Here is a 26,987-nt window from a genome sequence, read left to right on the forward strand (position 1 = left end):
CATGGCGAACCTCAATGTCGAGGAACTCGTCGCGATCGACGTCCACACCCACGCCGAGATCTCCTCCAAGGGCACCTCGTCCCTTGACGACGACCTCCACGACGCCTCGTCGGCCTACTTCAAGGTCGAGGGCAAGCGGAAGCCGACCCTGGAGGAGACCGCCGCGTACTACCGCGAGCGGAAGATGGCCGCCGTCATCTTCACGGTCGACGCCGAGTCCGCGACCGGCACCGAGCCCGTCCCGAACGAGGAGGTCGCCGAGGCCGCTGCGGCCAATCCGGACGTGCTGATCCCCTTCGCCTCCATCGACCCCTTCCGGGGCCGGGCGGGCGTCAAGCAGGCCCGCCGGCTGGTCGAGGAGTACGGGGTCAGGGGCTTCAAGTTCCACCCCAGCATCCAGGGCTTCTTCCCCAACGACCGCTCGGTCGCGTACGAGCTGTACGAGGTGATCGAGGAGACCGGCACGATCGCGCTCTTCCACACCGGCCAGACGGGCATCGGGGCAGGGGTGCCGGGCGGTGGCGGGATCCGGCTCAAGTACTCGAACCCGCTGCACGTCGACGACGTGTCCGCGGACTTCCCCGAGATGAAGATCATCCTGGCGCACCCCTCCTTCCCCTGGCAGGACGAGGCGCTGGCCGTCGCCACGCACAAGCCGGGTGTGCACATCGACCTCTCCGGCTGGTCGCCGAAGTACTTCCCGCCGCAGCTGGTGCAGTACGCCAACACGCTGCTCAAGGACAAGGTCCTCTTCGGCTCGGACTACCCCGTGCTCACCCCGGACCGCTGGCTCGCCGACTTCGAGAAGCTGCCGATCAAGGACGAGGTCAGGCCGAAGATCCTCAAGGAGAACGCGGCCCGCCTGCTCGGCCTGACGAAGCCCTAGCGATACCTCCGCAACTCGTATCTCGTAACTCGTAGAGGGGCGCAACGATGCGCAACGAGGGACTGGGGTCTTGGCCCGCCCGCCGGGCCCGTAAGACCCCCCAACGCACCGCCCTGATCCACGGCGACACCACGCTCAGCTACGCACAGCTGTACGAGCGCACCACCCGCCTCGCACACGCCCTGCGCGAGCGGGGTGTGCGCCGCGGTGACCGGATCGCCTATCTGGGCCCGAACCACCCCTCCTACCTGGAGACACTGTTCGCGGCGGGCACGCTCGGCGCGGTCTTCGTACCGCTCAACACCCGCCTCGCCGGCCCGGAGATCGCCTACCAGCTCGCCGACTCCGGTGCCAAGGCCCTCGTCTACGGCCCCTCGCACGCCGGCCTCGTCGCCGGACTGCCGGGCAACACGGACGTGCGTACGTATGTCGAGGTCGGCGCCGAGTACGAGGCGGCGCTCGCCGGTGCCTCCGTCGAGCCGATCGACGCGCCCGTCACCGCCGACGACACCTGCATCATCATGTACACCTCGGGCACGACGGGCCGGCCCAAGGGCGCCATGCTCACGCACGGCAACCTGACCTGGAACGCCGTCAACGTCCTGGTCGACCAGGACGTCATCACCGACGAACGCGCCCTGGTCTCCGCCCCGTTGTTCCACACGGCCGGGCTGAACATGCTCACCCTGCCCGTGCTGCTCAAGGGCGGACTGTGCGTCCTGGTCGAGTCCTTCGTCCCGGAGGACACCTTCGACCTGATCGAACGGCACGGGATCACCTTCATGTTCGGCGTCCCGACGATGTTCGACCAGATCGCCCGGCATCCGCGTTGGGCCGACGCCGACCTGTCCTCGCTGCGCATGCTGTCCTGCGGCGGCTCGCCGGTACCGACCCCGCTCATCGCCCGGTTCCAGGAGCGCGGGCTCACCTTCCTCCAGGGCTACGGCATGACCGAGGCCTCGCCCGGGACCCTGTTCCTGGACGCCGAGCACGCCGTCAGCAAGGCCGGTTCGGCGGGCGTACCGCACTTCTTCAGCGACGTCCGGGTGGTACGGCCGGACCTGGCTCTCGCGGAGGTCGGCGAGACCGGCGAGATCGTGGTCCGGGGCCCGCATGTCATGCCGGGCTACTGGGGGCTGCCCGAGGAGACGGCCGCCTCCTTCACGGACGGCTGGTTCCGCAGCGGGGACGCCGCCCGGATCGACGAGGACGGATACGTCTTCATCGTCGACCGCATCAAGGACATGATCATCTCGGGCGGGGAGAACATCTACCCCGCCGAGATCGAGGATCTGCTCCTGGCCCACCCCGACATCGTCGAGTGCGCGGTCATCGGCGTCGCCGACGAGAAGTGGGGCGAGGTGCCGCGCGCGGTCGTCGTGCTCCGCGAGGGCGCGGCCCTGGACCCGGACGAGGTACTGGCCTCGCTGTCCGGACGGCTCGCCAAGTACAAGATCCCGAAGTCGGTCGTACTCGCGAACGAACTCCCACGCACGGCTTCCGGAAAGCTCCTCAAGTCCCGTGTGCGCAAGGCCTACGGCGCGGGTGCCCCGTAAGGGGCGCGGGGCAGTATCCAATCTGCGGCTCCGCCGCGCGGGCGCGACCAGCCCCCACCGGCCCGCGGACAAGACACTCTCTCAGCCCAACTCCCAATCAAGGAACACAACATGAGCATCACCGTCAACGGCATCGACGAACTCAAGAAGCTCGCCGGCAGCGACCTCGGCACGAGCGAGTGGATCGAGGTCACCCAGGAACGCATCAACACCTTCGCCGATGCCACCGGCGACCACCAGTGGATCCACGTCGACCCGGAGAAGGCCGCCGAGGGCCCGTTCGGCGCTCCCATCGCCCACGGCTACCTCACCCTCTCCCTCTTCATCCCGCTCTTCACCGAGCTGCTGGACGTCCAGGGAGTGACGACGAAGGTCAACTACGGCCTCAACAAGGTGCGTTTCCCCTCGCCCGTGAAGGTCGGCTCCAAGATCCGCCTGGTCGGCAGGCTGGCCGACGTCGAGGACGTGCCGGGCGGGGTGCAGATCACCGTGGACGGCACGATCGAGATCGAGGGCGCCCCGAAGCCGGCGGCGGTGCTGCAGAGCCTGTCCCGTTTCTACGCCTGATCCTCGTCCTCACCCGTGTCCCCGCGTACGGGCACCAGGTCGAGAAGGCGTTCCGAGGCGTCCTGGGCGAGCGGTGTGAGCCGTTCGTACACCGTCCGGAACGTCTTCTCGGCCGGTTCCGCCGGCCAGCCGTCCGGGAGGTGCTTCACCGGGAGGCGCGGATCGCGGCGGATGATCCCCAGCCACTCGGCCTGGAGGACCAGGCGCAGGGAGAGGGCGTCGTCCGCCGCCGGCAGCTCCGTCTCCCAGGGCTGCCACCGCCGTACGAACGCCTCGTAGCGCGCGGCCAGTTCGGACAGCTCCCAGGTCTCCTCGATCATCGCGCCGATGTCCATGCCCGAGTCCGCGTGCGCCCGGAACACCTTCACATGGGCGGACAGGCCGAGTTCGGCCACCAGGGCGGCGACATCGACCTCACCCGGCGCGATCCACAGGCCGTTGAACAGCGGGCCGAAGCCGCTCCACGTCAACTGCGAGCGCAGATCGTGGCGTTGGCGCTGCCAGGACTCCGGGAGGGAGAAGCCGAGCAGCGTCCAGGTGCCGTCCCACTGCCGGTTGACCGCGCCCGTGTGCCAGATGCGCCGCTCGCCGTCGCCCAGCACGTCCGCCGACCGCCCGGTCAGCCCGAAGTACATCCGGCGGCCCTCGCGCTGTCGGCGCAGCAGACCCCGGCTCACCATCCGGGTCAGTGTCGAGCGGGTCGCCTGCTCGCCGACGCCCGCGCGCGCAAACACATCGATGACGCTGCCCGAGTAGACGCAGACATCACGCCCGAGCACCTGGTCGCCCAGGAACGTCAGCATCAGGGACTGCGGCCGCAGCGACTCTTCGGTGGTCACGCGGCCAACGGTACGCCCCGGCGATCAGTACGTCAGCCCGTGACCTGCTGATACGAGTAGACGGTGGTCGCCAGTGCGCAGATGCCGGGCTGGATCACCTCGGCGCGCAGAGTGCCGCTGTTCACGTCGTAGTCGACGCCCTCCGCCTCGTACGCCGTCCCCGTGCAGCTGCTGCGCTGGGGGAGCGCGAACAGGCTGGTCACATGGCCCGTGACCGGCTTGCCGTCCACCGCGCGTTCCAGGTCGACCTGGAGCAGCGGGCGGCTCTCCGGGAACAGGGTGCCCGAGTCGTCGTCCGAGGCGCAGATCAGCCGGGTCGCGGTGACGAAGTCGCAGCCCTGAATGTCCCGTACCGTCCTGTCCAGGGTGATCTGCCCGGCCTCCGCCAGCGCGCCGCCCGTGGCGGGGGTGGACGCGTTGAGGAGCGGGGCCGGGAACACCTGGAGGCGGCCCTGGTCGCCCCACTCGCCCGAGACCAGCCACTGGCCGTCGGGCGAGACACTGGCGAAGGAGTTGTTCAGCTTCTCGCCCGAGTTGAGGGCGTGGACGTACTCGTATCTCTGCCCGGCCGGGGTGGTGACCGCGAACATCTTGGACGTGGCCGTGTCCGAGCCCTGGTAGGCGTCGAACACGTACCCGTTCGCGATGTCCGGGTCACCGATGTGGCCCCAGCCGGCGATACGCAGATCCAGCGGGATGGAGGTGAGACCGCGGTACAGGAGCGTGCCGTCCGCGCGGGAGGCCAGCCCCTGACCGCTTCCCAGGGTGTCGACCTGGGCCGAACCCGTCTCCGTCCACTGCGCGTCGGCGGCGGACGCCATGCCACCGCCGCCGAGCGCGAACGCCCCCGACAGGCCTAATAACGTTGCCAGGGACAGGAGTTGACGCTTCATCAGATCAGCCGCCTACGACGTCGACGAACATCGGGTTGGAATAGAACCACGTATCGGCCCACGGGTCACCGTTTCCGGGCTCGTGCGCGATCGGGCCGTGCGGGTCGATCGAGGCACCGAGGTAACCGGCGCCGTGCCGGTTGCCGTCGCTGCCGCGCAGCCGGACGTAGAACGACTCGTCGCCGGCGGTCAGCGGCACGCGCAGGGTGTACGTCCCCGTGCGCCCCGTCACGTCCTTCGACTTGACGACCTTCGTGTCCGGCGCCTGCCAGGCGTCCCGGTCGGTCACCGGGCCGCGCACCGCGCCCCGGATGACGTCCACGTGTGCCAACTCGGGCAGGATTCCCTGGGGGTTGAGCCGGGAGGCGGAGGTCACGGTGATGTTCAGCGTGAGCTTCTCGCCCCTGCGGACCCTGAGTCGGCCGCCCAGCGTGACGCCTCGGCCGGACTCGCAGTCCCGCGTCAGCCGTACGTCGAGCCCGTCCAGCAGATGACCGTGGTCCAGCCAGACCCGGCCCGCGCGCATGCCCTGCATCACGGCGCGGTAGCCGTAGCCGGTGACGCCGACGTGGGTGCGGCTGAACTGGCCGGGCCAGAAGTCGCTGCCGGGCTGCGGGGTGTCGGTGTTCACCGGGTCGGGCAGCTTGCCGGTGTTGTCGAAGTTCTGCCCGGCCGGCCAGTCGCCGTTCTTCCAGGTGTCGAAGACGATCCGGTGCGCGTCGGAGTTCGTGGTGATCGAGAACAGGCTGCCTTCGGCCAGCATCGAGTCCCACAGACCGCCGACCGTCGCGGTCGCCCAGTCGAAACCGCCGTACGTCAGATACCCGTCCGCCGGATAGCCCGCCCAGGACTGCGCCGAGGGCTTGTTCTCGTACTCGCCGCGGATCGAGGTCGCCCCGCGCCAGCCGGGGATGGCCGCGCCCTGGGCGCCGGGCGCGCCCTCCATGCCGATCATGATCTCGGGTGCCGCGTCCCGCCAGTTGCGCATCTCGTGCGGGGAGTCGATGCCCAGGCGCATCGGGTGGTTGGCGAGGACCAGCACGTCGTCGACGTATCCGGTACGGCGCTGCTCCGCCAGCCACTGGATCGCCTTGACGGCGTGTGCCTCGTTGCGGGCGGTGTCCGTGGCACCCGCCGAGCCCTCGGTGTAGCCGAGGAGCTTGCCGTCGTAGGCGCTCTCGAACTTCGTGAGCAGATCGACCTCGTGCTTGCCGGGCGGCGAGAAGACCGTGCAGTGCTCGGCGCCCGGGATGTACCACTCCAGGCCCTGGAAGATCAGCTGACGCGGGTTCTCCTTCCGCGCCTTGAGGATCTCGGAGTGCTCCAGCGGCGCCCCGTACTGGGCGTGCCCGAAGTTGGAGTGCTCGGTGAACACCATCCAGTCGAGGCCGAACTTCTCACCGGCGGCGGCCAGTTGGGAGAACGTGTACTTGGCGTCGTGGCTGTACACGGTGTGGATGTGATGGTCGCCGACGAGATAGGCGAGCCGCGGGTCGCTGCCGCCCAGCCGGCGCGGGCCGGAGGCAGCGGCGGCGGGCGTCGCCAGCGACCCGGCGGCGAAGGCGGCACCGAACAGGCCCGCCCGGTGCAGGAGTTGACGCCGGGAGACGCCTTGGGCGTCAAGACCGGCGGGGGAGACGGCGGGGTCGGCCCAGGCAGGCAGTTGCTGCTCTGTCATGGTCGTGAGAGTCCCTTGGGATCAGCGGATCGGTGGGAGGGGATGAGCCGGTCGGGTCAGTGGTTCATGAACGAGCCGACGGGCAGCGCCCGTTCGACGATCCGTACGTCACCGAGGCGCCCGTGCAGGATCTGGTCGATCTTCCCCGCGTATGTGTAGCCGCCGAGCAGCCACGGCAGTCCGACCGAGGTGAGCCCGATCGCGGTGGCGTGCGGATTGCGGGCCACCGGGCAGCCCTGGACGTACATGGTGGTGTGCCGGCCGTCGTTGACCACGGCCACGTGCCACCACACCTCGCGCCGGGTCTCGTCGCCCCAGTTGGTCGCGATGCCCTGCTGGTTGAGCGGCCGGACCGCCCACTGCGGGCCGGGCCCGTCGGAGAGTGACAGCGTGGCCAGCGGCTCGTCCGGGTCGTCCGCGGTCTTGCCCGCCGCTCCGCCCGTGCCGGTACGGCTGACGAGTCCGCCCCAGGCGTGGTGCGCGGGGTCCCAGTCGGCGGGCAGGCGGTAGAACGCCTCGATGGTGTAACCGGACTTGAACGTGGCCGAGTTGAGGGGCGCGTCGTCGACCGTGCGCAGATAGGTGCCCCGCAGCGGGGACTTGTAGCCCTGGAACTCCAGGCTGCCGTGGCCCGGCTGGTCCGGATGGTGGTCGGAGGACCAGGTGAGGGAAGAGGCGCCGACCGTGACGAGGGTCAGGTCGTTGCCCCGGCCCGACCGGTCACGGACCGTGCCGGTCACGGCCGCGCCGTCCTGCTGTCCGTCGAAGCGCCAGTACGCGACCGTTCCGGGGACCAGCATCTTCGCCACCGGCCGGGCCGCGCGCGGGGCGACCGGCGCGAATCCCGCGAACCGCTGCTCGAAGTCGATGTCCACGGAGAAGCGGTCCGCGTCGCCGGACAGCTCCATCTCCTCCCGCTCCAACTCGTTGAGCCCCTTGGCGGCCCGGCCCAGGATCCACGGCGAGACCGTCTCGACGTCGATGGTGTTCCGGTCGAGGTCGAAGTGGTAGAGGCGGATCATCGCCGCGCCGCCGTAGTAACGGTTCTGATAGTTCGTCAGATGCAGATGGACGTCGTTTCCGGCCGCGTTCTTGCGGGTGGCGCGGGCGGCGGGCCAGTAGTGCCCGTTGAGGGTGAGGAAGATCTGGTCGTGGTTCTTGACCAGCTTGTCCCACAGCTGCTGCCCGTACGCGGAGAGCGTGTCGTCCTCGTAGACGAGTTCGTGCGTGGTGAGGACGACCGGCAGGGTCGGGTGCTGGGCGAGGACGCTCTCGGCCCAGGCGTAGCCCTTGTCCGACAGCCGCCAGTCCAGGGCGAGGACGAGCCACTCGCGGTCGGCCGCTTTGAAGATGTGGAAGGTGTTGTAGCCGTCGGCGGAGGCGCCGCCGAAGGTCCGCTTGCCCTGGAAGCGCTCCGGGCCGAAGACGTCCAGGTACGGGGTGGCTCCGCGCTGGTCGGTCGTGGACGAACGGACGTCGTGGTTTCCGGCCAGGACGCTGTAGCCCACACCGCGCCGGTCGAGCAGCTCGAACGCCTTGCCGGCGGCGGTGACTTCGGCCTGTGCGCCGTTCTCCGTGATGTCGCCCAGATGCGTGAGGAAGACGATGTTCTCGTCCCGGCCGTGCTCCAGGAGGTAACGCAGCGAGGCTTCGATCGGCGCGGGGTTGATGCTCGGCCCGTCGAAGAGGTACTGGGTGTCGGGCATCACGGCGAGCGTGAACCGACGGCTCTCCGTGTCGGGCCGCCACGACGACGAGGATGCGGATGCCGCCTTCTCCGTCACGGCCTCGGCGGCCGTCGGCAGGGCGACGGACGTGGTCGCCGCCGCCCCGATCAGCGCGGTCGCCCGCAGGAAACTACGCCGGCCGGCGCCCGCCTGGGGCGCTTCGAGGGCAGGCCCGTGCCCGGACTCGTGCGAGGTGCACACAACTGACTCCGTAAGTGGTTCTGTGAGGTGAGAAGGAGTGCGTGGGGGGAGTTACAGCGTGCGAAGAGTCCAGGCCCAGCTGTGGGTGCCCGGCTGTACGAGATAGGAGGGGAAGGTGTCGGGGCCGCACGACGCCGTGCCGAGCCCCCGGTGTGCCGCGTCGATGTGCACCACACAGCCGGGCCGGGGCTTCAGCTGGTCGTGGTGGGTGGCGGCGGCCAGATCCTCGGCGCGGAACCGGGTCACGGAGACCTGGCGCGGCCGGTCCAGCACGACCGAGAGACCGGTGGCGTCCGGCGCCGACAGCCTGAACTGTCGTACACCGTGCCGTCCGCCGCTCTCCTGCGGCCGCAGATAGGGGGTGAACAGGGAGTCCACGGGCGCCGAGTGATGCCCGACGGGCGCTCCGGCGGCGCGGTCCGGGTAGGACTCCCAGGGGCCCTGCCCGTACCACTCCAGCAGGTCGAGCCCGGACACCGTCTCGAACACGGAACCGACCCGCGCCACATCGGCGTAGGCGTCCGGCAGTTCGGCGGTCTCCTCGACGCGGATGCCGCCCTGGACCGGAGTGAACACCTGCTCGTGGCGGATGACGCCCGCGTTCCCGGCGTACTCGGCGAGCACGGTGACCCGGCCGCCGTCGCGCCGTACGTCGACGGCCTTGCGTACGAGGGAGTCGAGGCCCCAGTCCTGCCAGCGGGCCGCCATGCCGCCCAGCTCGTCGTTGTCGGTCGGGGCCCGCCACAGGGACAGCGTGGGCGCCGACGTCAGCAGCGGGTGGACCAGCAGTCCGTCGCCGTCGACCTTGACGCGCGGTCCCGCGACCGCCCGCTCCGGCGCCTCCGGTGCGGCCCGCAGCAGCAGCTGGGGCACGCAGACCTCGGTGCCGCGCGGGGCCCACGGCTCGTCGTCGGCCGTCGTCACCCGCAGGGTCAGCCAGGCCTCGCCGCCGTCGGAAGGAAGCTCGAAGGGCAGCGGTACGGCCGCCGTCTCGCCCGGTCGCAGGTCGGGGAGTTCGGCGGGCGCGGTCAGCGTACGGCCGTCCGCGAGCGTCAGTTCCCAGGTGGCCGCGAGCCAGTCCAGGCCCCGGAAGCACTGGTGGTTGGAGAGCACAAGCCCCTCGTGCCGGAACGCCTCCAGGCGCACCGGAGCCGCGATCTCCCGGTGCTCGTACATGACCGGCTTGGGCGTGCGGTCGGGGAAGACGACGCCGTCGGCGATGAAGGCGCCGTCGTGGATCGTCTCGCCGAAGTCGCCGCCGTACGCCCAGCGCAGGCCGGGGGCGGCGACACCGTTGTCATAGAGCCCGGCGCCCGTGCGTCCGAGTGGTCTGCCGCTGTTCACGCACTGGAGAATGCCGTGGTCCCAGAACTCCCAGATGAACCCGCCCTGAAGTCCCGGAGTTGACTCGATGGCGGCCCAGTGGTCGGCGAGCGTGCCGTTGCTGTTGCCCATGGCGTGCGAGTACTCGCACTGGATGAGCGGCTTGGTCTGCTCGCCGGACAGGGCGTGCGCGACGCAGTCCTCGAGCGGCGCGTACATCGGACAGGCGATGTCGGAGGCCACGGCCGGATCGGCCCAGCCCGTCTTGGCCGCGCCCTCGTACTGGAGGGGCCGGGTCGGGTCGTGGCGGCGCAGCCAGCCCGCCGCCGCGTCGTGGTTGGCGCCGTAGTCGGACTCGTTCCCGAGTGACCAGATGATGATCGACGGGTGGTTCTTGTCCCGCAGGACCATCCGCGAGACGCGGTCCACGAAGGCGTTCAGATAGCGCGGGTCGTCCGCGATCTCGTGCGCGTGGTCGTGCGACTCGATGTCCGCCTCGTCGACCACGTAGAAACCGAGTTCGTCCGCGAGGTCGTACAGCGTCGGGTCGTTCGGGTAGTGCGCGGTGCGGATCGCGTTGAACCCGAACCGCTTCAGCAGCACGAGATCGGCGCGCATGTCGTCGTACGACACGGTCCGCCCGGTCAGCGGATGGAAGTCGTGCCGGTTGACGCCCCGGATGTAGATCCGCTCGCCGTTGACCAGCAGATCCCGCCCGACGATCTCGACGTCCCGGAAACCGATCCGCCGGTACGAGGTGTCGGCGACCGTTCCGTCGGCGCGGTGCAGCCGGACGGTCAGACCGTACAGCTCGGGCGTCTCGGCGGTCCAGGTGCGTACGTCGGCCACCTGGGCGCACATCCGGGGCTCGCCGAGGAACTCGGAGACCCGGTCGTCCTCGGCGTTGAAGCGGTCGAACTCGGCGTCCTGCGTGAGCAGTTGACCGTCGATCTCGCCACTGACGTACCAGCCCCCGGGCAGCGCGCCGCCCGCGTCCCGCACCCGGCAGTCCACCCGCAGCTCACCGGAGGCCGACGCCCGCACGGTGACGTCCGCGAGATGCAGCGAGTCCGTCGCGTACAGCAGCACCGAGCGGGTGATGCCGCCGTGCCACCACTGGTCCTGGTCCTCGATGTGGGTGGCGTCGGACCACTTGACCACCGTCAGCCGTACGGTCGCCGAGCCGCCCGGCCAGACGACGTCGGAGAGGTCGAACTCGGCCGCCAGATGGGAGTCCTTGGAGATCCCGACCGGCCGCCCGTCGACTTGCACGAGCAGCACGCTCTCGGCGGCGCCGACCTGGAGCACGATCCGCCGGCCCGCCCACTCGGCCGGAACGTCGAACTCACGCTCGTACACGCCCGTCGGGTTGGCGTCCGGCGACGCGGGCGGGAAGTCGCCCCACGGCATCTGGACGTTGGTGTACCAGGGCAGGTCGTCGGTGTCCTGGAGGGTCCAGGCGCCGGGGACCCGGGCCGTGGACCAGTCGTCGCCGACCGGGGTCGTCGGCGTCGGGAGGAGCTGGAAGCGCCAGTCGCCGTCGAGGGAGCGGGCGCCGGAACGCCGGTCGACGGCGTTCATGGGCAGGCGCCCCCAGGAAGTCACCTCGGGTGACTCCCAGGGGCGCAGGGCCAGCAGCGGATCACTCGTCATCCGCGGACCGCTCCCTTCGCGAGGTCGCCGATGATCTGCTTGGCGCCGATGGCGAACACGATCAGCAGCGGGACGAGGGCGAGCAGCGCGCCGGTCATCACGATGCCGTAGTCGGTGGTGCCATGTGTGCCGTTGAGCTGGGACAACGCGACCTGGAGGGTCACGTTGTCGGGGTTGGTGAGGGCGATCAGGGGCCAGGCGAAGTCGTTCCACTGGCCCATGAAGGTGAAGATGCCGAGGAAGGCGAGACCGGGGCGGACCACCGGCAGCGCCACATGCCAGTACTGGCGCAGGAAGTTCGCGCCGTCGAGCTTGGACGCGTCGAGCAGCTCGTCGTGGATGGCCGTCTTCATGTACTGGCGCATCCAGAAGATGCCGAAGGCGTTGGCCGCGGCCGGCACGATCAGCGCGGTCATCGAGCCGATCCAGCCGATCTTCGCCATGACGACGAACTGCGGGATGACCGACAGCTGCGCCGGGACCATGAAGATCACCATGAGCAGCCCGAACAGCAGCCCCTTGCCCGGGAATTCGAACTTGGCGAAGACGAACGCCGCGAGGGAGTCGAAGAGCAGGACCAGGAAGGTCACCGCCGTCGCCACGAGCAGCGAGTTCCACATCGACCCGAAGAAGTCGATGGCGTCGAACAGATTGCGGACGTTCTCCAGGAAGTGCGTGCCCGGCAGCAGCTTCGGCGGGTACGAGAAGATCTCCGACGAACTGTGCGTCGACATGATCACGGCCCAGTAGAACGGGAAGGCCGAGATCAGCGTGCCGACGATCAGCGGGAGGTGCAGCGCGAGCCCTCTGCGGCGGGACCCCTTGATGGATGCCATTTTGCGGGCCCTTCCTAGTCGCCCCGGCGCTGCACGAGGCGCCAGTTGATGATCGAGAAGAGGACGACGACGAGGAAGATGCCCCACGCCACCGCGGCTCCGTACCCGAAGTCGTTGTTGTCGAAGGTCTGCTGGAAGAAGTAGAGGACCATCGTCTGGCCCGAGTGGCCCGGACCGCCCGCGAACGTCGAGTCGTTGGACGAGGTCTGGAGCAGCACCTGTGGTTCGGAGAAGCTCTGCAGACCCGTGACCGTCGAGACGACGAGCACGAACAGCAGCGTGGGCCGCAGCAGCGGCAGCGTGATCCGGAAGAAGGTCTGGATCGGGCCCGCGCCGTCCATGCGCGCCGCCTCGTACAGCTCGCTCGGGACGGTCTGGAGCCCGGCGAGGAAGATGATCGCGTTGTAGCCGGTCCACTGCCAGGTCATCAGCGCCGCGATGGTGACCTTGATGCCCCACGGCGTGTTCAGCCACGCCACCTGGTCGAGCCCCACCCCGTTCAGGACGGCGTTCACCACGCCGTTGTTGGTGGAGAAGATCGAGCCGAAGACGATCGCGATGGCGACGACGGAGGTGACGTTCGGCAGGAAGTACGCGAACCGGTAGACGTTCTTGAAGCGGACCGCCGAGTTGAGCATCACGGCCGTGATCATCGCCAGGAAGATCATGGGGAAGGTGGCCAGCGCCCAGATGATGATCGTGTTGCCGATCGAGTTCCAGAAGTCGCTGTCGGTCAGCAGGTACTGGTACTGCGAGAGCCCGGCCCACTCCATCGAGCCGAGGCCGTCCCAGCGGTGGAACGACAGATAGAGCGAGAAGCCCACCGGGAACAGGCCGAAGCCGAGGAAGATCAGATAGAAGGGCGAGATCGCGGCGTAGAGGTGCCAGTACTTGCGCCACCCCTTCTTCGGCCCGGCCGGCGAGGGCCGCTGCGCCACAGTCGGCGGGGACTGCTCGATGACCGCCATCAGTAGCTCACCCCCAGGTGCTTCGCGATGCGACGGCACTTGCTCATGGCGTCACTCCAGGCTTTCTTGGGGTCCTTGCCGAGGACGCCGACGTTCTTGATCTCGTCCTTGATGGGTGTCCCGAGCGCGATGTCGTACGGGCTGTTGTAGGCGACCACGATCTTCTGCGCGGCCGGACCGAAGATGTCGGTCGTGACCTGGCCGCCGAAGAAGGGGTCGGCCTCCCGCAGTTGCTTGAGGTCGTACGAGGCGGGCGTGGACGGGAAGAGGCCGGCGTCGACGTAACCCTGGGCCTGGTTGGCCGCGTTGAGCATCCAGGTGATGATCTGGAAGGCCTGCTCGGGCTCCCGGCACGACTTGGTGATCGACAGGAACGAGCCGCCGTTGTTCGCGGGCCGCACCGGCATGTCGGCGATCCGCCACCTGCCCTTGGTCTTCGGCACGCCGTTCTTGATGTCGAAGCTGGCCCAGGAGGCGCCCAGTTGGCTGGGCAGCTTGCCGTCCTGGATGGCGGAGAGCTGGTCCGGGGTGCCGTTCACCAGGTCCGAGACGATCTTCCGCTGCTTGGCCTCCACGGCGAGCGCCCAGGCGTCGCGCACATGCTGCTGGTCGCCGATGAAGTGACGGTCCTTGTCGACGTACCGCTTCGCGCCCTGCTGGACGACGTTCTCGAAGACGGAGTTGACGTCGGTGAGCAGCTTGGCGCCCGGCACGCGCTTGCCGAGCTGCTCACCCGCGGCGAAGAACGCCTCCCAGGTGTTCAGCTCCTTCGACACGTCGGCGGGCTCGTACGGCAGACCCGCCTTGCGGAACACCTCGTACTGGTAGAAGTGCGCGACCGGGCCGCAGTCGATCGGGAAGCCGACCATCGTGCCGTCGTCGGCGATGCCCTGGTCCCACTTCCACGGCAGGTACTGGCTCTTGTACTTCTCCGCGCCCAGCGTCCGCAGATCGATGAACTGGTCCGCGTTCGGGAGATAGGCGGCCATGTCCTCGCCCTTGAGCCCCGCGATGTCGGGGACATGGGCCTGGCCGGTGATCGTGGTGATGAGCTTCGAGCGGTACTGGCCGCCGATCTGGATCGCCCGGAGGTCGACCGAGCTGTCGTAGCGGGCCTTGGCGTTCTTGACGACGGTGTCGCTCAGACCGCCGCTCCAGTACCAGAGGACCATGTTGCGCCCGGTGGAGCCGGTCGGAACGGCGCAGCCGCTCGCCAGGCCGCCGAGCGCGGTGGCGGCCGTGCCGGCCAGGCCCGCGCGCAGTAGGCCTCTTCGTGAGAGCTGCACAGCTCCCACCGCCTTTCGGATCTGTTCGGTACGTATGTGCGTAAGAGAAAAAAGGGGGAAAGCTGGGGGTCTCAGGGTGTGACGGGTGCGAACCGCACCGGCGGGCCCGGATCGGCCGGCAGCCGGTCGGCCAGGAAGCCGTAGGCGCGCCGCAGTTCGGGGTCGTCGAGCGTGTGCCACCAGCGGTGGACGTGGTACCAGCCGGGCGCGGCCAGCGCGCCGCCGTGATGCCGCACGGACAGGGAGGCGGCGAGTACGGCGAACCTCAGCCGCTCCTCCAGCGGCCAGCCGCCGAGCGAGGCCGCGACGAAACTGGCGCCGAACACGTCACCGGCGCCCGTCGAGTCCACGACGTCCACGGGCAGCGCCGGGACCTCCGCGTACTCGCCCGTCGTCTGGTCGACGGCGACCGCGCCGTCCCCGCCGCGCGTGACGACGGCCACCGGGACCAGCTCGCTGAGCGTGCCCAGGGCGGCGACCGCGGTGTCGGTACGGGTGTACGCCATGGCCTCGGTCTCGTTGGGGAGGAAGGCGTGGCACAGGGCGAGCTGGTCGAGCAGGTCCGAGGACCACTGCTGGGTCGGGTCCCAGCCGACGTCCGCGTAGATCTGCGTGCCGTTCGCGGCGGCCTTGGCCAGCCAGCGGTGGGGTTCGGCCTCGATGTGCACGAGGGCGGTGCGCGCCTCGGGCGGGTCGCCCAGAAGGACGTCCTGGGAGTACGGGGGAGGCTGCCCGTGGGTGATCAGGGCGCGGTCGCCGTCGTAGGCGAGCGAGACGGTGACGGGGGTGTGCCAGTCGTCCGCGGTGCGCGAGAGCGAGAGGCCGACGCCCTCCTGGCCGGCGAGGACAGCACGGCAGTGGGCGCCGTACGCGTCGTCGCCGAAGACCGTGGCCAGCGAGGTCTTCAGACCGAACCTGGAGGCGGCCACCGCGAGGTTCGCGATCCCGCCGGGGCTGGTGCCCATCCCCGACGTCCAGATCTCCTCGCCGGGCGTCGGGGGCTTGCCCAGGCCGGTGAGGACGAGGTCGAAGAAGAGCAGCCCGGTCAGCAGGACATCGGGCCGTTCGTCGTCCACGCGCGCATCCTCTCGTCAAAACTCGTCAGTTTGATGAGTTTGATGACCGGAATCGTGCGCGCCTTCGGAAGATTTGGCAAGAGTCGAGCAGAACTGAGCATAGAAATGATTGAAGATGACGAGTACTGTTCAGCGCGTGCTGGCAGAACGACGACATCAACTCATCCTGCGGGCCCTGCGCTCGGGCGGCCCCGCGGCCGTGACCGATCTCTCCGAGCAACTGGGCGTGAGCCCCGCCACCATCCGGCGTGACCTGGTCAGACTGGAGGAGGAGGGCCTGCTCACCCGTGTCCACGGCGGCGCCGTCGTGGAGGAGGGCGACCAGCCCTTCGCCGAGGTCGCCGAGGTGCGCGTCGCCGAGAAGGACGCGATAGCGGCCAGGGCCGCTTCGCTCGTCGCGGACGGCCAGTCCGTGCTGCTCGACATCGGCACCACCGCCTACCGGCTGGCCCGCCAGCTGCACGGCCGTCGGCTCACCGTGATCACCAGCAACCTGGTGGTCTTCGAGGAGCTGGTCGACGACGAGGGCATCGAACTGGTGCTCCTCGGCGGCATGGTCCGGCGCGAGTACCGCTCCCTGGTCGGCTTCCTCACCGAGGACAACCTGCGCCAGCTGCACGCCGACTGGCTCTTCCTCGGCACCAGCGGCATCCGCCCCGGCGGCCAGGTGATGGACACCACAGTCGTCGAGGTGCCGGTCAAGCGCGCCATGATCAAGGCCGCCGACCGGGTCGTGCTGCTGGCCGACCGGGCCAAGTTCCCGGGCACGGGCATGGCGAAGGTCTGCGGCCCGGACGAACTGGACATGGTGGTGACGAACGCGCCGGTGGACCCGGCGACGGAGTCCTCTCTGCAGGAGGCCGGGGTGCAGGTCATCACGGCAGGAAAGGTGCAATAGCGTGAAGCTGACGATTCTGGGCGGCGGCGGATTCCGCGTGCCGCTCGTGTACGGGGCGCTCCTGGGCGACCACGCCGAGGGCCGGGTGACCCATGTCGTCCTGCACGACCTGGACGCGGGCCGCCTCTCGGCGGTCACCCGCGTCCTGGCCGAGCAGGCGGCGGGGGTGCCCGACGCCCCCGAGGTGAGCGCCACGACCGACCTCGACGAGGCGCTCACCGGCGCCGACTTCGTCTTCTCCGCGATCCGCGTCGGCGGCCTGGAAGGCAGGGCGAACGACGAGAAGGTGGCCCTCGACCAGGGCGTCCTCGGCCAGGAGACGGTCGGCGCGGGCGGTATCGCCTACGGCCTGCGCACGGTCCCGGTCGCCGAGGACATCGCCCGGCGCGTCGCCCGGGTCGCCCCCGACGCCTGGGTCATCAACTTCACCAACCCGGCCGGCCTCGTCACCGAGGCCATGTCCCGCCACCTCGGCGACCGTGTCATCGGCATCTGCGACTCCCCGGTGGGCCTCGGCCGCCGTATCGCCCGGGTGCTCGGCGCCAACCCCGGCGAGGCGTGGATCGACTACGTCGGCCTCAACCACCTCGGCTGGGTGCGCGGCCTGCGGATCAACGGCCGCGACGAACTCCCGCGCCTGCTCGCCGACCCCGACCTCCTCGGCTCCTTCGAGGAGGGCAAGCTCTTCGGCACCGAGTGGCTCCAGTCCCTGGGCGCCGTCCCGAACGAATACCTGCACTACTACTACTTCAACCGCGAGGCCGTACGCGCCTACAGCGAGGCCGAGCGGACCCGCGGCGCCTTCCTGCGCGACCAGCAGGCCGGCTTCTACGACGAGATGAAGCGGCCCGACGCCGCCGCCCTCACCGCCTGGGACCGCACCCGCGCCGAGCGCGAGGCGACCTACATGGCCGAGGCCCGCGAGACGGCGGGCGCCGGCGAACGCGACGCCGACGACCTGTCCGGGGGCTACGAGAAGGTCGCCCTCGCCCTGATGCGGGCCATCGCCCGCGACGAGCGCACCACCCTGATCCTCAACGTCCGCAACCGGAAGACGCTCTCGGTGCTCGACGCCGAGGCCGTCATCGAGGTGCCCTGCCTGGTCGACGCCAACGGCGCCCACCCCGTCACCGTCGACCCGCTGCCCGACCACGCCTCAGGGCTGGTCTGCTCGGTCAAGGCGGTCGAACGCGAGGTGCTCGCCGCCGCCGAGTCCGGCTCCCGTGCGACCGCCGTCAAGGCGTTCGCGCTGCACCCGCTCGTCGACTCGGTGAACGTGGCCCGCAGGCTGGTCGACGGATACACCGCGGTCCATCCGGGCTTGGCGTACCTTAAGTAAGCGCTTTCCCCGCTCGTATCTGGTACTGGAGACTTCTCATGCACGACGAACGCCAGCGGATCGAGGAGCGCGTCCAGCGCCTCCACGACCAGCGGATCAAGGCGGCGATCTACGCGGCCACGGTGCCCTTCACGGTCGAGGCCTGGCAGGCGCCGGGCGAGCCGGTCTCCTTCGAGGAGGCGGCGGCCGCGCCGTACACGCCCTTCGCCATGGACACCCCCTGGGGCCCGCCCTGGGGCACGACCTGGTTCCGGATGCGCGGACAGGTGCCCGCCGAGTGGGCCGGGCGGCGCGTCGAGGCGGTCATCGACCTCGGCTTCATCGGCGACTGGCCCGGCAACCAGGCCGAGGCCCTCGTCCACCTCACCGACGGCACCCCGCTGAAGGCGGTCAACCCGCTCAACCAGTACGTGCCGATCGCCAACCCGGCCGTCGGCGGCGAGGAGATCGACTACCTGGTCGAGGCGGCCTCGAACCCGGACATCCTCGCCGACAACTTCTCCAAGATCACCCCCATGGGTGACATCCTCACCGCCGGTGACAAGCCGATCTACACCTTCCAGCGCGCCGACCTCGCGATCCTGGACGAGGAGGTCTTCCACCTCGACCTCGACATCCAGGTGCTGCGCGAGCTGATGCTGGAGCTGGGCGAGCACGACCCGCGCCGCCACGAGATCACCCACGCCCTGGACCGCGCGCTCGACCTGCTCGACCTGGACGACGTGGCCGGTTCGGCGGCGGCGGTACGAGCGGCCCTGGCACCCACGCTGGCCAAGCCGGCCAACGCCAGCGCCCACAAGATCTCGGGTGTCGGGCACGCGCACATCGACTCGGCGTGGCTGTGGCCGATCCGCGAGACCAAGCGCAAGACGTCCCGCACCTTCTCCAACGTCACTTCACTCGCCGACGAGTACGAGGACTTCATCTTCGCCTGCTCGCAGGCCCAGCAGTACGAGTGGGTGCGCGACAATTACCCCAAGGTCTGGGCGCGCATCCAGGAGTCCGTGAAGAAGGGCCAGTGGGCGCCGGTCGGCGGCATGTGGGTCGAGGCCGACGGCAACCTGCCCGGCGGCGAGGCGATGGCCCGCCAGCTGATCCACGGCAAGCGCTTCTTCATCGAGCACTTCGGCGTCGAGACCAAGGGCGTGTGGTTGCCGGACTCCTTCGGCTACACCGCGGCCTACCCGCAGCTCGCCAAGCTGGCCGGCAACGACTGGTTCCTCACCCAGAAGATCTCCTGGAACCAGACCAACAAGTTCCCCCACCACACCTTCTGGTGGGAGGGCATCGACGGCACCCGCATCTTCACGCACTTCCCGCCGGTCGACACCTACAACGCCCGTTTCAGCGGCGAGGAGATGGCCCGCGCGACGCGCAACTACCAGGAGAAGGGCGTCGCGAACCGCTCGCTGGCCCCCTTCGGCTGGGGCGACGGCGGTGGCGGCCCCACCCGCGAGATCATGGAACGGGCGCGCAGGCTCGCCGACTTGGAGGGTTCCGCGACGGTCGAGGTCGAGCACCCCGACGACTTCTTCGCCAAGGCCCGCGAGGAGTACCCCGACGCCCCGGTGTGGGTCGGCGAGCTGTACCTGGAGCTGCACCGGGCCACGTACACCTCCCAGGCGCGCACCAAGCAGGGCAACCGGCGCAGCGAACACAAGCTGCGCGAGGCCGAGTTGTGGGCGACGACGGCCGCGCTGCACGCGCCGGGCTACGCCTACCCGTACGAGCACCTGGACCGCCTCTGGAAGACGGTCCTGCTCCACCAGTTCCACGACATCCTGCCCGGCTCGTCCATCGCGTGGGTGCACCGCGAGGCGGAGGCCGAATACGCCCGCGTGGCCGAGGAGTTGGAGGCGCTGACCGCCGAGGCGGTGGCCGCGCTCGGCGGCGGCGAGTCCCGCGCCTTCAACACCAGCCCGTACGACCGGGCCGAGGTGGTCCGCACCTCGACGGGCGTCCCCATGTACGTGGAGGTCCCGGCGAGCGGCAGCGCCCCGCTGGCGGTCGCGGAGCCCCCGCAGCAGGTGACGGTCACGGCCGGCCGGATCCTCGACAACGGCCTGGTACGAGTGGAGGTCGCCGAGGACGGCACGCTGTCCTCGGTCCGCGACCTGAGGGCGAACCGCGAGGTCCTGGCGGACAAGGGCAACCTGCTGCGCCTGCACACCGACCTCCCGAACTACTGGGACGCCTGGGACATCGACAAGCACTACAAGAACCGCTACACGGACCTGCTCGACGCGTCCGCCATCACGGTCGTCGACGAGGACCCGCTCCTGGGCGCCATCCGCATCGAACGCGCCTTCGGCAACGCCTCGAAGATCGTCCAGACGATCACCGTGCGGGCCGGCAGTCCCCGGATCGACTTCGAGACGGAGATCGACTGGCACGAGGCCGAGAAGATCCTCAAGGCGGCCTTCCCGGTGGACATCCGGGCCGCGCACTCGTCGGCGGAGATCCAGTTCGGCCACGTCCAGCGGCCCACGCACACCAACACCACCTGGGAGTCGGCCCGTTTCGAGGTCTCCGGCCACCGCTGGGTGCACCTCGCCGAGCCCGGGTACGGCGTCGCGGTCCTCAACGACTCGACGTACGGCCACGACGTCTCCCGCACGGTCCGCGAGGACGGCGGTACGACGACCACGGTCCGCCTGTCCCTGGTGCGCGCCCCGCGGATCCCGGACCCCGGAGCCGACCAGGGCAAGCACCGCTTCACGTACTCGCTGCTGCCCGGCGCGAGCATCGAGGACGCGGTGGCCGAGGGCTACTCGCTGAACCTGCCGTTGCGTGTCGCGGACGCGGCGGGGGCGTCGGAGCCGGTGGTGTGGGCGGACGGCGACGGTGTGACCATCGAGGCGGTGAAGCTCGCCGACGATGCGTCCGGTGATGTCGTCGTGCGTCTCTATGAGTCGCGGGGTGGTCGGGCGGAGGGTGTGCTGTGCACGGGGTTCCCGTTGGCGGGGGCCCAGATCACTGACCTGCTGGAGCGGCCGTTGTCGGAGGCTGCGGTGGAGGGTGACTCGGTGGCTGTGACGCTGCGGCCGTTCGAGGTGCAGACGTTGCGGTTGACGCGCGGCTGAGGGTTCTTTTGCTGCGGGCCGGTGGGGGCTGGTCGCGCAGTTCCCCGCGCCCCTGGGGGCGCGGGTTTGGGCGGGCCGTGTTTTTTGCGGCCCGCCCGCTTTCATATCAGCGGTAACCGTCGCGGTAGTTGTCCCGGTGCCGTTCCTGCCAGGCGATTCTGCGGGTGCGGACGAAGGTGACGATCGGGGTGCGGAAGGCCAGTAGGGCGGTCAGGGCCACCGCGGCGCCGCCCCAGGCGAGGATCGTGCTCAGCATGGAGCTGACGCGGTACGACCAGGTCTCGGTGACGTGGAGGTGCACGGTGATGGGTGGGGTCAGGGTGGCGAGGGCACGGTCGGAGTCGCCCTGGTAGGTGGTGACGGTGAGGAGGAGTTCGTAGTCGCCCGGTTCGTTCGAGGAGACGCTCCACCGCCACTCGACGCCGTCCCCCGGCCGGGCGATGACCTGTCTCGCCCTGGCGTCGGTGAGGAGCGCGACCCGCACATCGGGGTGGGCGGAGGTCAGAGTGGCTCCCTCCACCCCGCCCACCGGGAACGAGCGGGTCTCGATGAGCGTCCCCTCCAGGTTGCTCCGACTCGCGGCTTCGGCGCTCAGACCGGTCAGGGTGATCCGGAAGGTACGGGGTTCGCCCACCGACGTCGCGAGCTGGGAACGGTAGTCGAGGCGCCCGTCGAAGAGCTGGCCGCGGTCGCTCGCCAGGTCGGCCTGGAACGCGGCCTGGTCCCCGTACGGAGAGGTGCCTGTGTCGCAGGCGCTGAGGACGCCGACGGCCACGACGAGGAGGAGTCCGAGGGCGAGCAGGGCACGGGTGCGGATGCCGCCGATGTGCCGAACCGTTTCTGTGTCCCCCATGACCGTCCCCCCGAACACACGGGCAGCCCCCACATCGGGCCGCGCGACCGCGCGGACGATTCTTCCCGATGCGGGGGCCTCGTACGGACTCTTTTCCCGTAGATCGCTCAGCCCGTGAAACCGGCCGTGATCGACGTGAACTGCCAGGTGGTCTGGCTGATGCCCGAGCAGTTGCTGACCACTCCGCCGCCGGGGCACGGGCGGTCGCGGTTGACCGACCAGTAGGCGAGGCGGGCGATGTGGTGGGAGTTGGACCAGTCGCGGATCTGGGCCCAGGTCGTCGGGCTGGTCAGCTCCTGCTGGTCGGACAGGCCGTTCATGCCGGAGATGCCGATGTGGGCGTACGCCGTGGCGTCGTCCCAGCCGAACGTCGACCTCAGCTTCGTTTTGAGGCCCTCCGTGGCGTTCACGGTGCTGGCGTACATGTCGGCGCCGCCGCCGAAGTCGAACGGCATGATCGTGAACACGTCGATATTGGCGCCGAGGGCCGACGCGCGCTCGATCAGGCGGTTGCCCCAGTAGGTCGGGCCGGTGGTCGACGTACCGAAGGTCAGGATCGTGCGCAGGCCCGGGTTGTTCGCCTTGACGATCTTCAGGGCGCCCAGGATGCGGTCCTGCACCACCTCGTTCTCGAATTCGTCCGAGTTCTCGATGTCGACGTCGATCGCCTTCAGCCCGTACGCGTCGATCACCTTCTGGTAGGCGCCCGCGAGCGCCTCCGGTGTCGAGCAGTTCGGGCCGAGCTTGTTGCCGCTCCAGCCGCCGATCGACGGGACGATGTCACCGCCCGCCGCGCGGATGGAGTTGATGACGCTCTGGTCGTTGCCGCCGGTCAGCGGGCGGGTGCCGTCCCAGGCGGGGTTGCAGCCGCCGGAGGACAGGATGAACGCCATCGTGAACCACTTGACGCCCGTCGCGCTCATCACCGAGGTCGCGCTCGGCGGGTCGCCCCAGCCGAGGTAGAGGTAGGGCGCCGCCTGCTTGAAGCCGGTTCCGCCGCCGCTGCCCGCGTCCGTCGTGACGCTCACGGCGTTGGATGCCGCCGAGACGTTCCCCGCCGCGTCCCTCGCCTTCACCGTGAAGGAGTACGCGGTGCTCGGCGCGAGTCCGCTCACCGTGGCCGACGTGCCGGAGACGCTCGCCACCTGGCTCGCGCCGCGGTAGATGTCGTACGCCGTGACGCCGACGTTGTCCGACGCGGCGTTCCAGGCCAGGGAGACAGTCGAGGAGGTCTTGGCCGTGGAGCGGAGGGTGCCGGGCGCGGTCGGCGCCTGGGTGTCCGAGCTGCCGCCCGGGCCGTCCAGGCTGATGTCGTCGGCGTGGTAAGTGCCCTGGCCGTACCAGCCGTGGGTGTAGACCGTGGCGGTGGTCTGCGCGGCCCCCGTGGTGAAGGACACCGACAGCTGCGCGTACGCCGACGAGGACGTCGTCCAGGTCGAGGGGCCGCCGTCGACGCCGAGGTAGACGTACGAGCCGCGCACCCACGCGCTGAGGACGTAGGCGGTGTTCGGGCGGACGGTGACGGTCTGGGCGCACTTGGCGTTGTCGCTCGAACTGGCCGCCCCCGCAAGGGACTTGGTGCCGCCGTGCACGGGGGAGGAGACCACTGAGCCGAGGTGGCCGGTGCACGACCAGGGGGAGAGGGTGCCCGACTCGAAGCCGGGGTTGGTGAGGACGTTGGCCGCCTGGGCCGTGCCTGGCAGGGCGACCGCCCCGGCCAGGGCCAGGACGGCGGAGCCGGCCAGGGCGAGCAGACGGTGCCGGAGTGATCTTCCGGGATGCGTGAGGTTGACGAAGCGCACAGCGATCTCCCTGAAGCTATGGGGGTGTTCGGGAGTGTCAGGAGGGTGCGCAACAAAGTTGGTCTGGACCAGTCGGGCTGTCAAGAGACTGTGCGCCGATTGGTCCAGACCGATGTGGGTGTGCCTGGTGAGGGCAGGGATTTACGCGGTGGCCGCCGCAGGCGCTCCCGCCGATGCCTCGGCCGTCGCCTCGGCGACCGGCTCCTCGACGGTCACCGGTGCCGGTACGGCGGACAGCGTGGGCGCCGGGACCTCGTCCGCGTGTGCCGGTACCGATGCCGCGCGCACTGGGCGCGGTGCGGAGACCACGGCGTAGTCCTGGCCGAGGAACGGCGGCACCAGGTCGCCCGGGTCCTCGCCGAGCGCCAATTGCACTGCGGCCCAAGGGGCGTTGATGCCGCACAGCTGGAGCTGGTGCAGTCCGCCGGCCGGGCGTGTGTTGACGTCCATGAGGACCGGCCGGTCCTCGTACATCCGGAACTGGATGTTGCTCAGGTGGTGCAGTCCGAAGCCCTCGGCGATGAGCCGCGCGGGCTCCAGCCAGGCCTCGTCGAGGGTGAAGCCGCGCCGCCTGCCGTTCTTGGTGCGGCCGATCGCCATCCGGATCCGCGAGTCGGGGCCCGTGAGGCAGTCGACGGACACCTCGGGCTGCTCCAGACGGGGCATCACCAGCCAGTCGACGCCGTCCTCGGAGTTCCGCAGCACGTCGAGGACCATGTCCAACTGGACGTAGGGGCTGGGGAACCCGTTCAGATGCGCCATCGAGAAGGGGGCACGGGTGATCACCCGGAAACCCACACCGCCCGCGCCCGCCGCCGGCTTGAAGCACGCCTTGTGGCCGTCGGCCTCCAACTGCTCGACCGCGACAAGGAGTTCGTCCGCGTTGCGCACCCGCCACCACGGCGGCACCGGCACCCCGACCGCCTCGACGGCCTGGTACGCGGTCGCCTTGTCCTGGAAGACGGCCACCGCCTCGGGCGTCGGCGCGAGCAGCTTGGTGCCGACGGCCTCGAAGTCCGCGCGGTGCTCGACGATCGCGTCCTGGTGCAGTCGCGGCACGAACACGTCGATCTCGCGGCGGTCGCACTGGTCGAGCGCGTATTCGACGTACGCGGCGGGGGACAGGCCCTCGGGCTCCATCGCGGCGGTGTCGGCGGCGGCCAGGACGGGGGAGTCGGCGTCCCCGTGGGTGGCATGGATCTCGACCGCGCGGTCGCTGGGATTTCTCCGCAGCTGTTCAATGAAGAACACGTTCTCCGCGTACGTGCGGTTGAGCCAGACGCGTACGCGAGAGACCATGCAGGGGCCACCTTTCAAGGATCACGGGCACGGCGGAGCAAGGCCGAGCCCGGCCAGGGGAGAGTTGGGAACACGACAAGCCGCCGGGTGCGAACCGGATTTGTGGCGGAAGTGTTGAGGCGATCATAAGGCTCCGCAGACCTTGATACTGCTACGTGCGTGTTACGGAATTGACAGCAGTACACCGTGTGTTGCCTTGTGCACCAGCAGTGGCCCCTGTAGTGATCTTCGCCGCCGCCCGTGGATCATCGTGGAGAGGGCTTCCCGAGCGCGGGGAGCCCTACTTGTCCGGCCGCCGGGGATGTGTTCTTGTGGGTCCGAACGTGCGCCCGCGGGGGCGGAGTTCGGATGCGGAAGGGGCTGGGGTGGAGACGACGGCCGGCGGTGCCGGACAGCTGCTGGCGATCAGCGATCTGCACATCGGCTACCCGGAGAACCGCGCCCTGGTCGAACGGATGCACCCCGGGTCGGACGACGACTGGCTTCTTGTCGCCGGCGACGTGTCGGAGAGCGTGGCCGACATCCGCTGGGTCCTCGAAACCCTCGCCGACCGGTTCCGGAAGGTCATCTGGGCACCCGGCAATCACGAGCTGTGGACCCATCCCAAGGACCCGGTCACCCTGCGCGGCGTCGCCCGCTACGAACACCTGGTCGCCCTCTGCCGCGAGCTGGGTGTGGTGTCGCCCGAGGACCCGTACCCCGTGTGGGAGGGTCCCGGCGGCCCTGTGGCGGTCGCGCCGCTCTTCCTCCTCTACGACTACTCCTTCCTGCCGCAGGGCTGCACGACCAAGGCGGAGGGCCTCGCGTACGCGGAGAGCACCGGCATCGTCTGCACCGACGAGTACCTCCTGCACCCCGACCCCTATCCGACCCGTGAGGCCTGGTGCCGGGCCCGGGTCGCGGAGACCGAGCGGCGGCTCGCGGAGCTGCCCGAGGACCTGCCGACGGTGCTCGTCAACCACTATCCGCTGGACCGGCATCCGACGGACGTGCTGTGGCACCCCGAGTTCGCCATGTGGTGCGGCACCACGCTGACCGCCGACTGGCACCGCCGATTCCGTGTCGCGACCATGGTCTACGGTCATCTGCACATCCCTCGGACCACCTGGCACGAGGGCGTCCGCTTCGAAGAAGTGTCGGTGGGCTACCCCCGCGAGTGGCAGAAGCGCCCCGGAGACCCGGGAAGGCTGCGCCGCATACTGCCGATGGAGGTCGGATCCGGTGATCGAGGAGCTGCTTCCGGCCACGGTGGTGGCCGTGGAGGCGCACGGTGACGAGACCGTCGGCGGTGGGGACGGGGCCGGTGGACCCGGGATCGGTGGGCTAGGCACCGGTGGCCTTGGAGGCGGTGGCCTTGGGGGCGCGACGCTGTATCCCGAGGAGCAGGCGCTCGTGACCCGGGCGGTGCCCAAGCGCGTCCGTGAGTTCACCCTCGTACGCGCGTGTGCCCGCCGGGCCATGGAGAAGCTCGGCGTGCCGCCGCAGCCCGTGCTGCCCGGCGAGCGGGGCGCCCCGCAGTGGCCGGCCGGGCTGGTCGGCAGCATGACCCACTGCGAGGGCTACTGCGCCGCCGCACTGGTCCGCGCCACCGACCTGGCCTCGATCGGCATCGACGCCGAACCCCACCAGCCGCTGCCCGAGGGCGTCCTCGACTCCGTGGCCCTGTCCACGGAGCGGGAACACCTGCGGGTGCTCGCGGAGGACGGCCCCGGCGTGCACGGAGTCCCCGTGCACTGGGACCGGCTGCTGTTCAGCGCCAAGGAGTCGGTCTACAAGGCGTGGTTCCCCCTCACCGGCAAGTGGCTGGACTTCAGCGAGGCCGACATCGCGTTCACGAGCGCCCCCGGCGCGCACCCGAACGGCACCTTCCGGGCCCGTCTTCTGGTGCCCGGACCGGTCGTCGACGGCCACGAACTCGGGTACTTCGACGGCCGCTGGACCGTGCGGCGCGGGCTGCTGGGCACGGCGGTCAGCGTGCCGCACCAGCCTGCCTGAGCAGCTCGAAGAACCTCTCCTCGTTGCCCGAGAGGCCCGCCGCCGCCAGCGCCGCCTCCGCCTCGGCGAGAACGGCGGGCGGCACGACGGGTGGTCGGCGGCTTCCCGGAGGCACGTCGAAGGCTGCGCGCACGGTGTGCAGCAGCCTCAAGTAGGCCTGTACGGCGGTGCGCTCACGGTCGGTCAGTACGGCTGTCGGCATCGGTCGGCTCTCCCCGTGTCGGCGTCA

Annotated in this window: 21 protein-coding genes; 8 read left to right on the plus strand and 13 right to left on the minus strand. The window is 69.8% G+C overall.

Annotated elements, in window-relative coordinates:
• The first annotated feature begins 1 nt into the window (after nucleotide 1).
• From ACWCRB_RS11650 to ACWCRB_RS11660, 3 genes are all read left to right on the plus strand, one after another.
• Complete coding sequence (locus ACWCRB_RS11650; RefSeq protein ID WP_235473674.1) at nucleotides 2-886, plus strand: amidohydrolase family protein; 885 nt, start codon at nucleotides 2-4, stop codon at nucleotides 884-886.
• A gap of 47 nt (nucleotides 887-933) precedes the next feature.
• Nucleotides 934-2,442, plus strand: a complete 1,509-nt coding sequence (locus ACWCRB_RS11655) for an acyl-CoA synthetase (RefSeq protein ID WP_450995866.1) — start codon at nucleotides 934-936, stop codon at nucleotides 2,440-2,442.
• Between the two features lie 111 nt (nucleotides 2,443-2,553).
• The gene (locus ACWCRB_RS11660) at nucleotides 2,554-3,009 is read left to right on the plus strand and encodes a MaoC family dehydratase (protein ID WP_053744816.1); all 456 of its coding nucleotides are present in this window, start codon (nucleotides 2,554-2,556) and stop codon (nucleotides 3,007-3,009) included.
• Here ACWCRB_RS11660 and ACWCRB_RS11665 read toward each other — a convergent pair.
• The 9 genes from ACWCRB_RS11665 to ACWCRB_RS11705 form a co-directional block, all read right to left on the minus strand.
• Nucleotides 3,000-3,848: a PaaX family transcriptional regulator gene (locus tag ACWCRB_RS11665; protein ID WP_450995867.1), complete on the minus strand. Its 849-nt coding sequence runs from the start codon at nucleotides 3,846-3,848 to the stop codon at nucleotides 3,000-3,002. The genes ACWCRB_RS11660 and ACWCRB_RS11665 overlap by 10 nt on opposite strands.
• A 32-nt stretch (nucleotides 3,849-3,880) precedes the next feature.
• Nucleotides 3,881-4,741 (minus strand): hypothetical protein, encoded by an 861-nt coding sequence (locus ACWCRB_RS11670; RefSeq protein ID WP_450995868.1) that lies wholly within the window; start codon nucleotides 4,739-4,741, stop codon nucleotides 3,881-3,883.
• Between the two features lie 4 nt (nucleotides 4,742-4,745).
• Nucleotides 4,746-6,419 (minus strand): PHP domain-containing protein, encoded by a 1,674-nt coding sequence (locus ACWCRB_RS11675; protein ID WP_450995869.1) that lies wholly within the window; start codon nucleotides 6,417-6,419, stop codon nucleotides 4,746-4,748.
• A 56-nt stretch (nucleotides 6,420-6,475) separates the two neighbouring features.
• Nucleotides 6,476-8,347 carry a LamG-like jellyroll fold domain-containing protein gene (locus ACWCRB_RS11680; protein WP_450995870.1) on the minus strand — a complete coding sequence of 624 codons (1,872 nt, stop codon included), beginning with the start codon at nucleotides 8,345-8,347 and terminating at the stop codon, nucleotides 6,476-6,478.
• A gap of 51 nt (nucleotides 8,348-8,398) precedes the next feature.
• Nucleotides 8,399-11,323, minus strand: coding sequence for a glycoside hydrolase family 2 TIM barrel-domain containing protein (locus ACWCRB_RS11685; RefSeq protein ID WP_450995871.1), 2,925 nt, complete (start codon nucleotides 11,321-11,323; stop codon nucleotides 8,399-8,401).
• Entirely contained in the window at nucleotides 11,320-12,159 is an 840-nt protein-coding gene (locus ACWCRB_RS11690) for a carbohydrate ABC transporter permease (protein ID WP_450995872.1), read from the minus strand. The genes ACWCRB_RS11685 and ACWCRB_RS11690 overlap by 4 nt, the downstream gene beginning before the upstream one ends.
• A gap of 14 nt (nucleotides 12,160-12,173) precedes the next feature.
• Entirely contained in the window at nucleotides 12,174-13,127 is a 954-nt protein-coding gene (locus ACWCRB_RS11695) for a carbohydrate ABC transporter permease (protein ID WP_450995873.1), read from the minus strand.
• Entirely contained in the window at nucleotides 13,127-14,413 is a 1,287-nt protein-coding gene (locus tag ACWCRB_RS11700) for an extracellular solute-binding protein (protein WP_450995874.1), read from the minus strand. Before ACWCRB_RS11700 ends, ACWCRB_RS11695 begins: the two co-directional genes overlap by 1 nt.
• A 71-nt stretch (nucleotides 14,414-14,484) precedes the next feature.
• On the minus strand, nucleotides 14,485-15,489 hold the full coding sequence (locus tag ACWCRB_RS11705) for a carbohydrate kinase family protein (RefSeq protein ID WP_450995875.1): 1,005 nt from the start codon (nucleotides 15,487-15,489) through the stop codon (nucleotides 14,485-14,487).
• 136 nt (nucleotides 15,490-15,625) lie between these two features.
• Here ACWCRB_RS11705 and ACWCRB_RS11710 point away from each other — a divergent pair, with 136 nt between their 5' ends.
• From ACWCRB_RS11710 to ACWCRB_RS11720, 3 genes are read left to right on the plus strand one after another with little or no spacing between them, the layout of a single operon-like run.
• Nucleotides 15,626-16,387, plus strand: a complete 762-nt coding sequence (locus tag ACWCRB_RS11710; protein WP_450995922.1) for a DeoR/GlpR family DNA-binding transcription regulator — start codon at nucleotides 15,626-15,628, stop codon at nucleotides 16,385-16,387.
• A 1-nt stretch (nucleotide 16,388) separates the two neighbouring features.
• A complete protein-coding gene (locus tag ACWCRB_RS11715) occupies nucleotides 16,389-17,726 on the plus strand; it encodes a 6-phospho-beta-glucosidase (RefSeq protein WP_450995876.1) in 1,338 nt (445 codons plus the stop codon).
• Between the two features lie 38 nt (nucleotides 17,727-17,764).
• On the plus strand, nucleotides 17,765-20,809 hold the full coding sequence (locus ACWCRB_RS11720; RefSeq protein ID WP_450995877.1) for an alpha-mannosidase: 3,045 nt from the start codon (nucleotides 17,765-17,767) through the stop codon (nucleotides 20,807-20,809).
• 106 nt (nucleotides 20,810-20,915) lie between these two features.
• Here the strand turns inward: ACWCRB_RS11720 and ACWCRB_RS11725 are convergent, their stop codons facing one another.
• From ACWCRB_RS11725 to ACWCRB_RS11735, 3 genes are all read right to left on the minus strand, one after another.
• A complete protein-coding gene (locus ACWCRB_RS11725; RefSeq protein ID WP_450995878.1) occupies nucleotides 20,916-21,662 on the minus strand; it encodes a hypothetical protein in 747 nt (248 codons plus the stop codon).
• A gap of 107 nt (nucleotides 21,663-21,769) precedes the next feature.
• Complete coding sequence (locus ACWCRB_RS11730) at nucleotides 21,770-23,464, minus strand: carbohydrate binding domain-containing protein (RefSeq protein WP_450995879.1); 1,695 nt, start codon at nucleotides 23,462-23,464, stop codon at nucleotides 21,770-21,772.
• Between the two features lie 141 nt (nucleotides 23,465-23,605).
• The gene (locus ACWCRB_RS11735) at nucleotides 23,606-24,763 is read right to left on the minus strand and encodes an ATP-grasp domain-containing protein (RefSeq protein ID WP_450995880.1); all 1,158 of its coding nucleotides are present in this window, start codon (nucleotides 24,761-24,763) and stop codon (nucleotides 23,606-23,608) included.
• Between the two features lie 365 nt (nucleotides 24,764-25,128).
• Between ACWCRB_RS11735 and ACWCRB_RS11740 the strand changes: the two genes are divergently transcribed.
• On the plus strand, nucleotides 25,129-26,037 hold the full coding sequence (locus tag ACWCRB_RS11740; RefSeq protein ID WP_450995881.1) for a metallophosphoesterase family protein: 909 nt from the start codon (nucleotides 25,129-25,131) through the stop codon (nucleotides 26,035-26,037).
• Nucleotides 25,985-26,758: a 4'-phosphopantetheinyl transferase family protein gene (locus tag ACWCRB_RS11745; RefSeq protein WP_450995882.1), complete on the plus strand. Its 774-nt coding sequence runs from the start codon at nucleotides 25,985-25,987 to the stop codon at nucleotides 26,756-26,758. The genes ACWCRB_RS11740 and ACWCRB_RS11745 overlap by 53 nt, the downstream gene beginning before the upstream one ends.
• Here ACWCRB_RS11745 and ACWCRB_RS11750 read toward each other — a convergent pair.
• Nucleotides 26,733-26,960, minus strand: a complete 228-nt coding sequence (locus ACWCRB_RS11750; RefSeq protein WP_369031807.1) for a hypothetical protein — start codon at nucleotides 26,958-26,960, stop codon at nucleotides 26,733-26,735. The two genes, ACWCRB_RS11745 and ACWCRB_RS11750, sit on opposite strands and share 26 nt — an antisense overlap.
• Nucleotides 26,961-26,987: the final 27 nt, after the last annotated feature.

It is taken from the genome of Streptomyces sp. NPDC002156 (genome assembly GCF_053593675.1).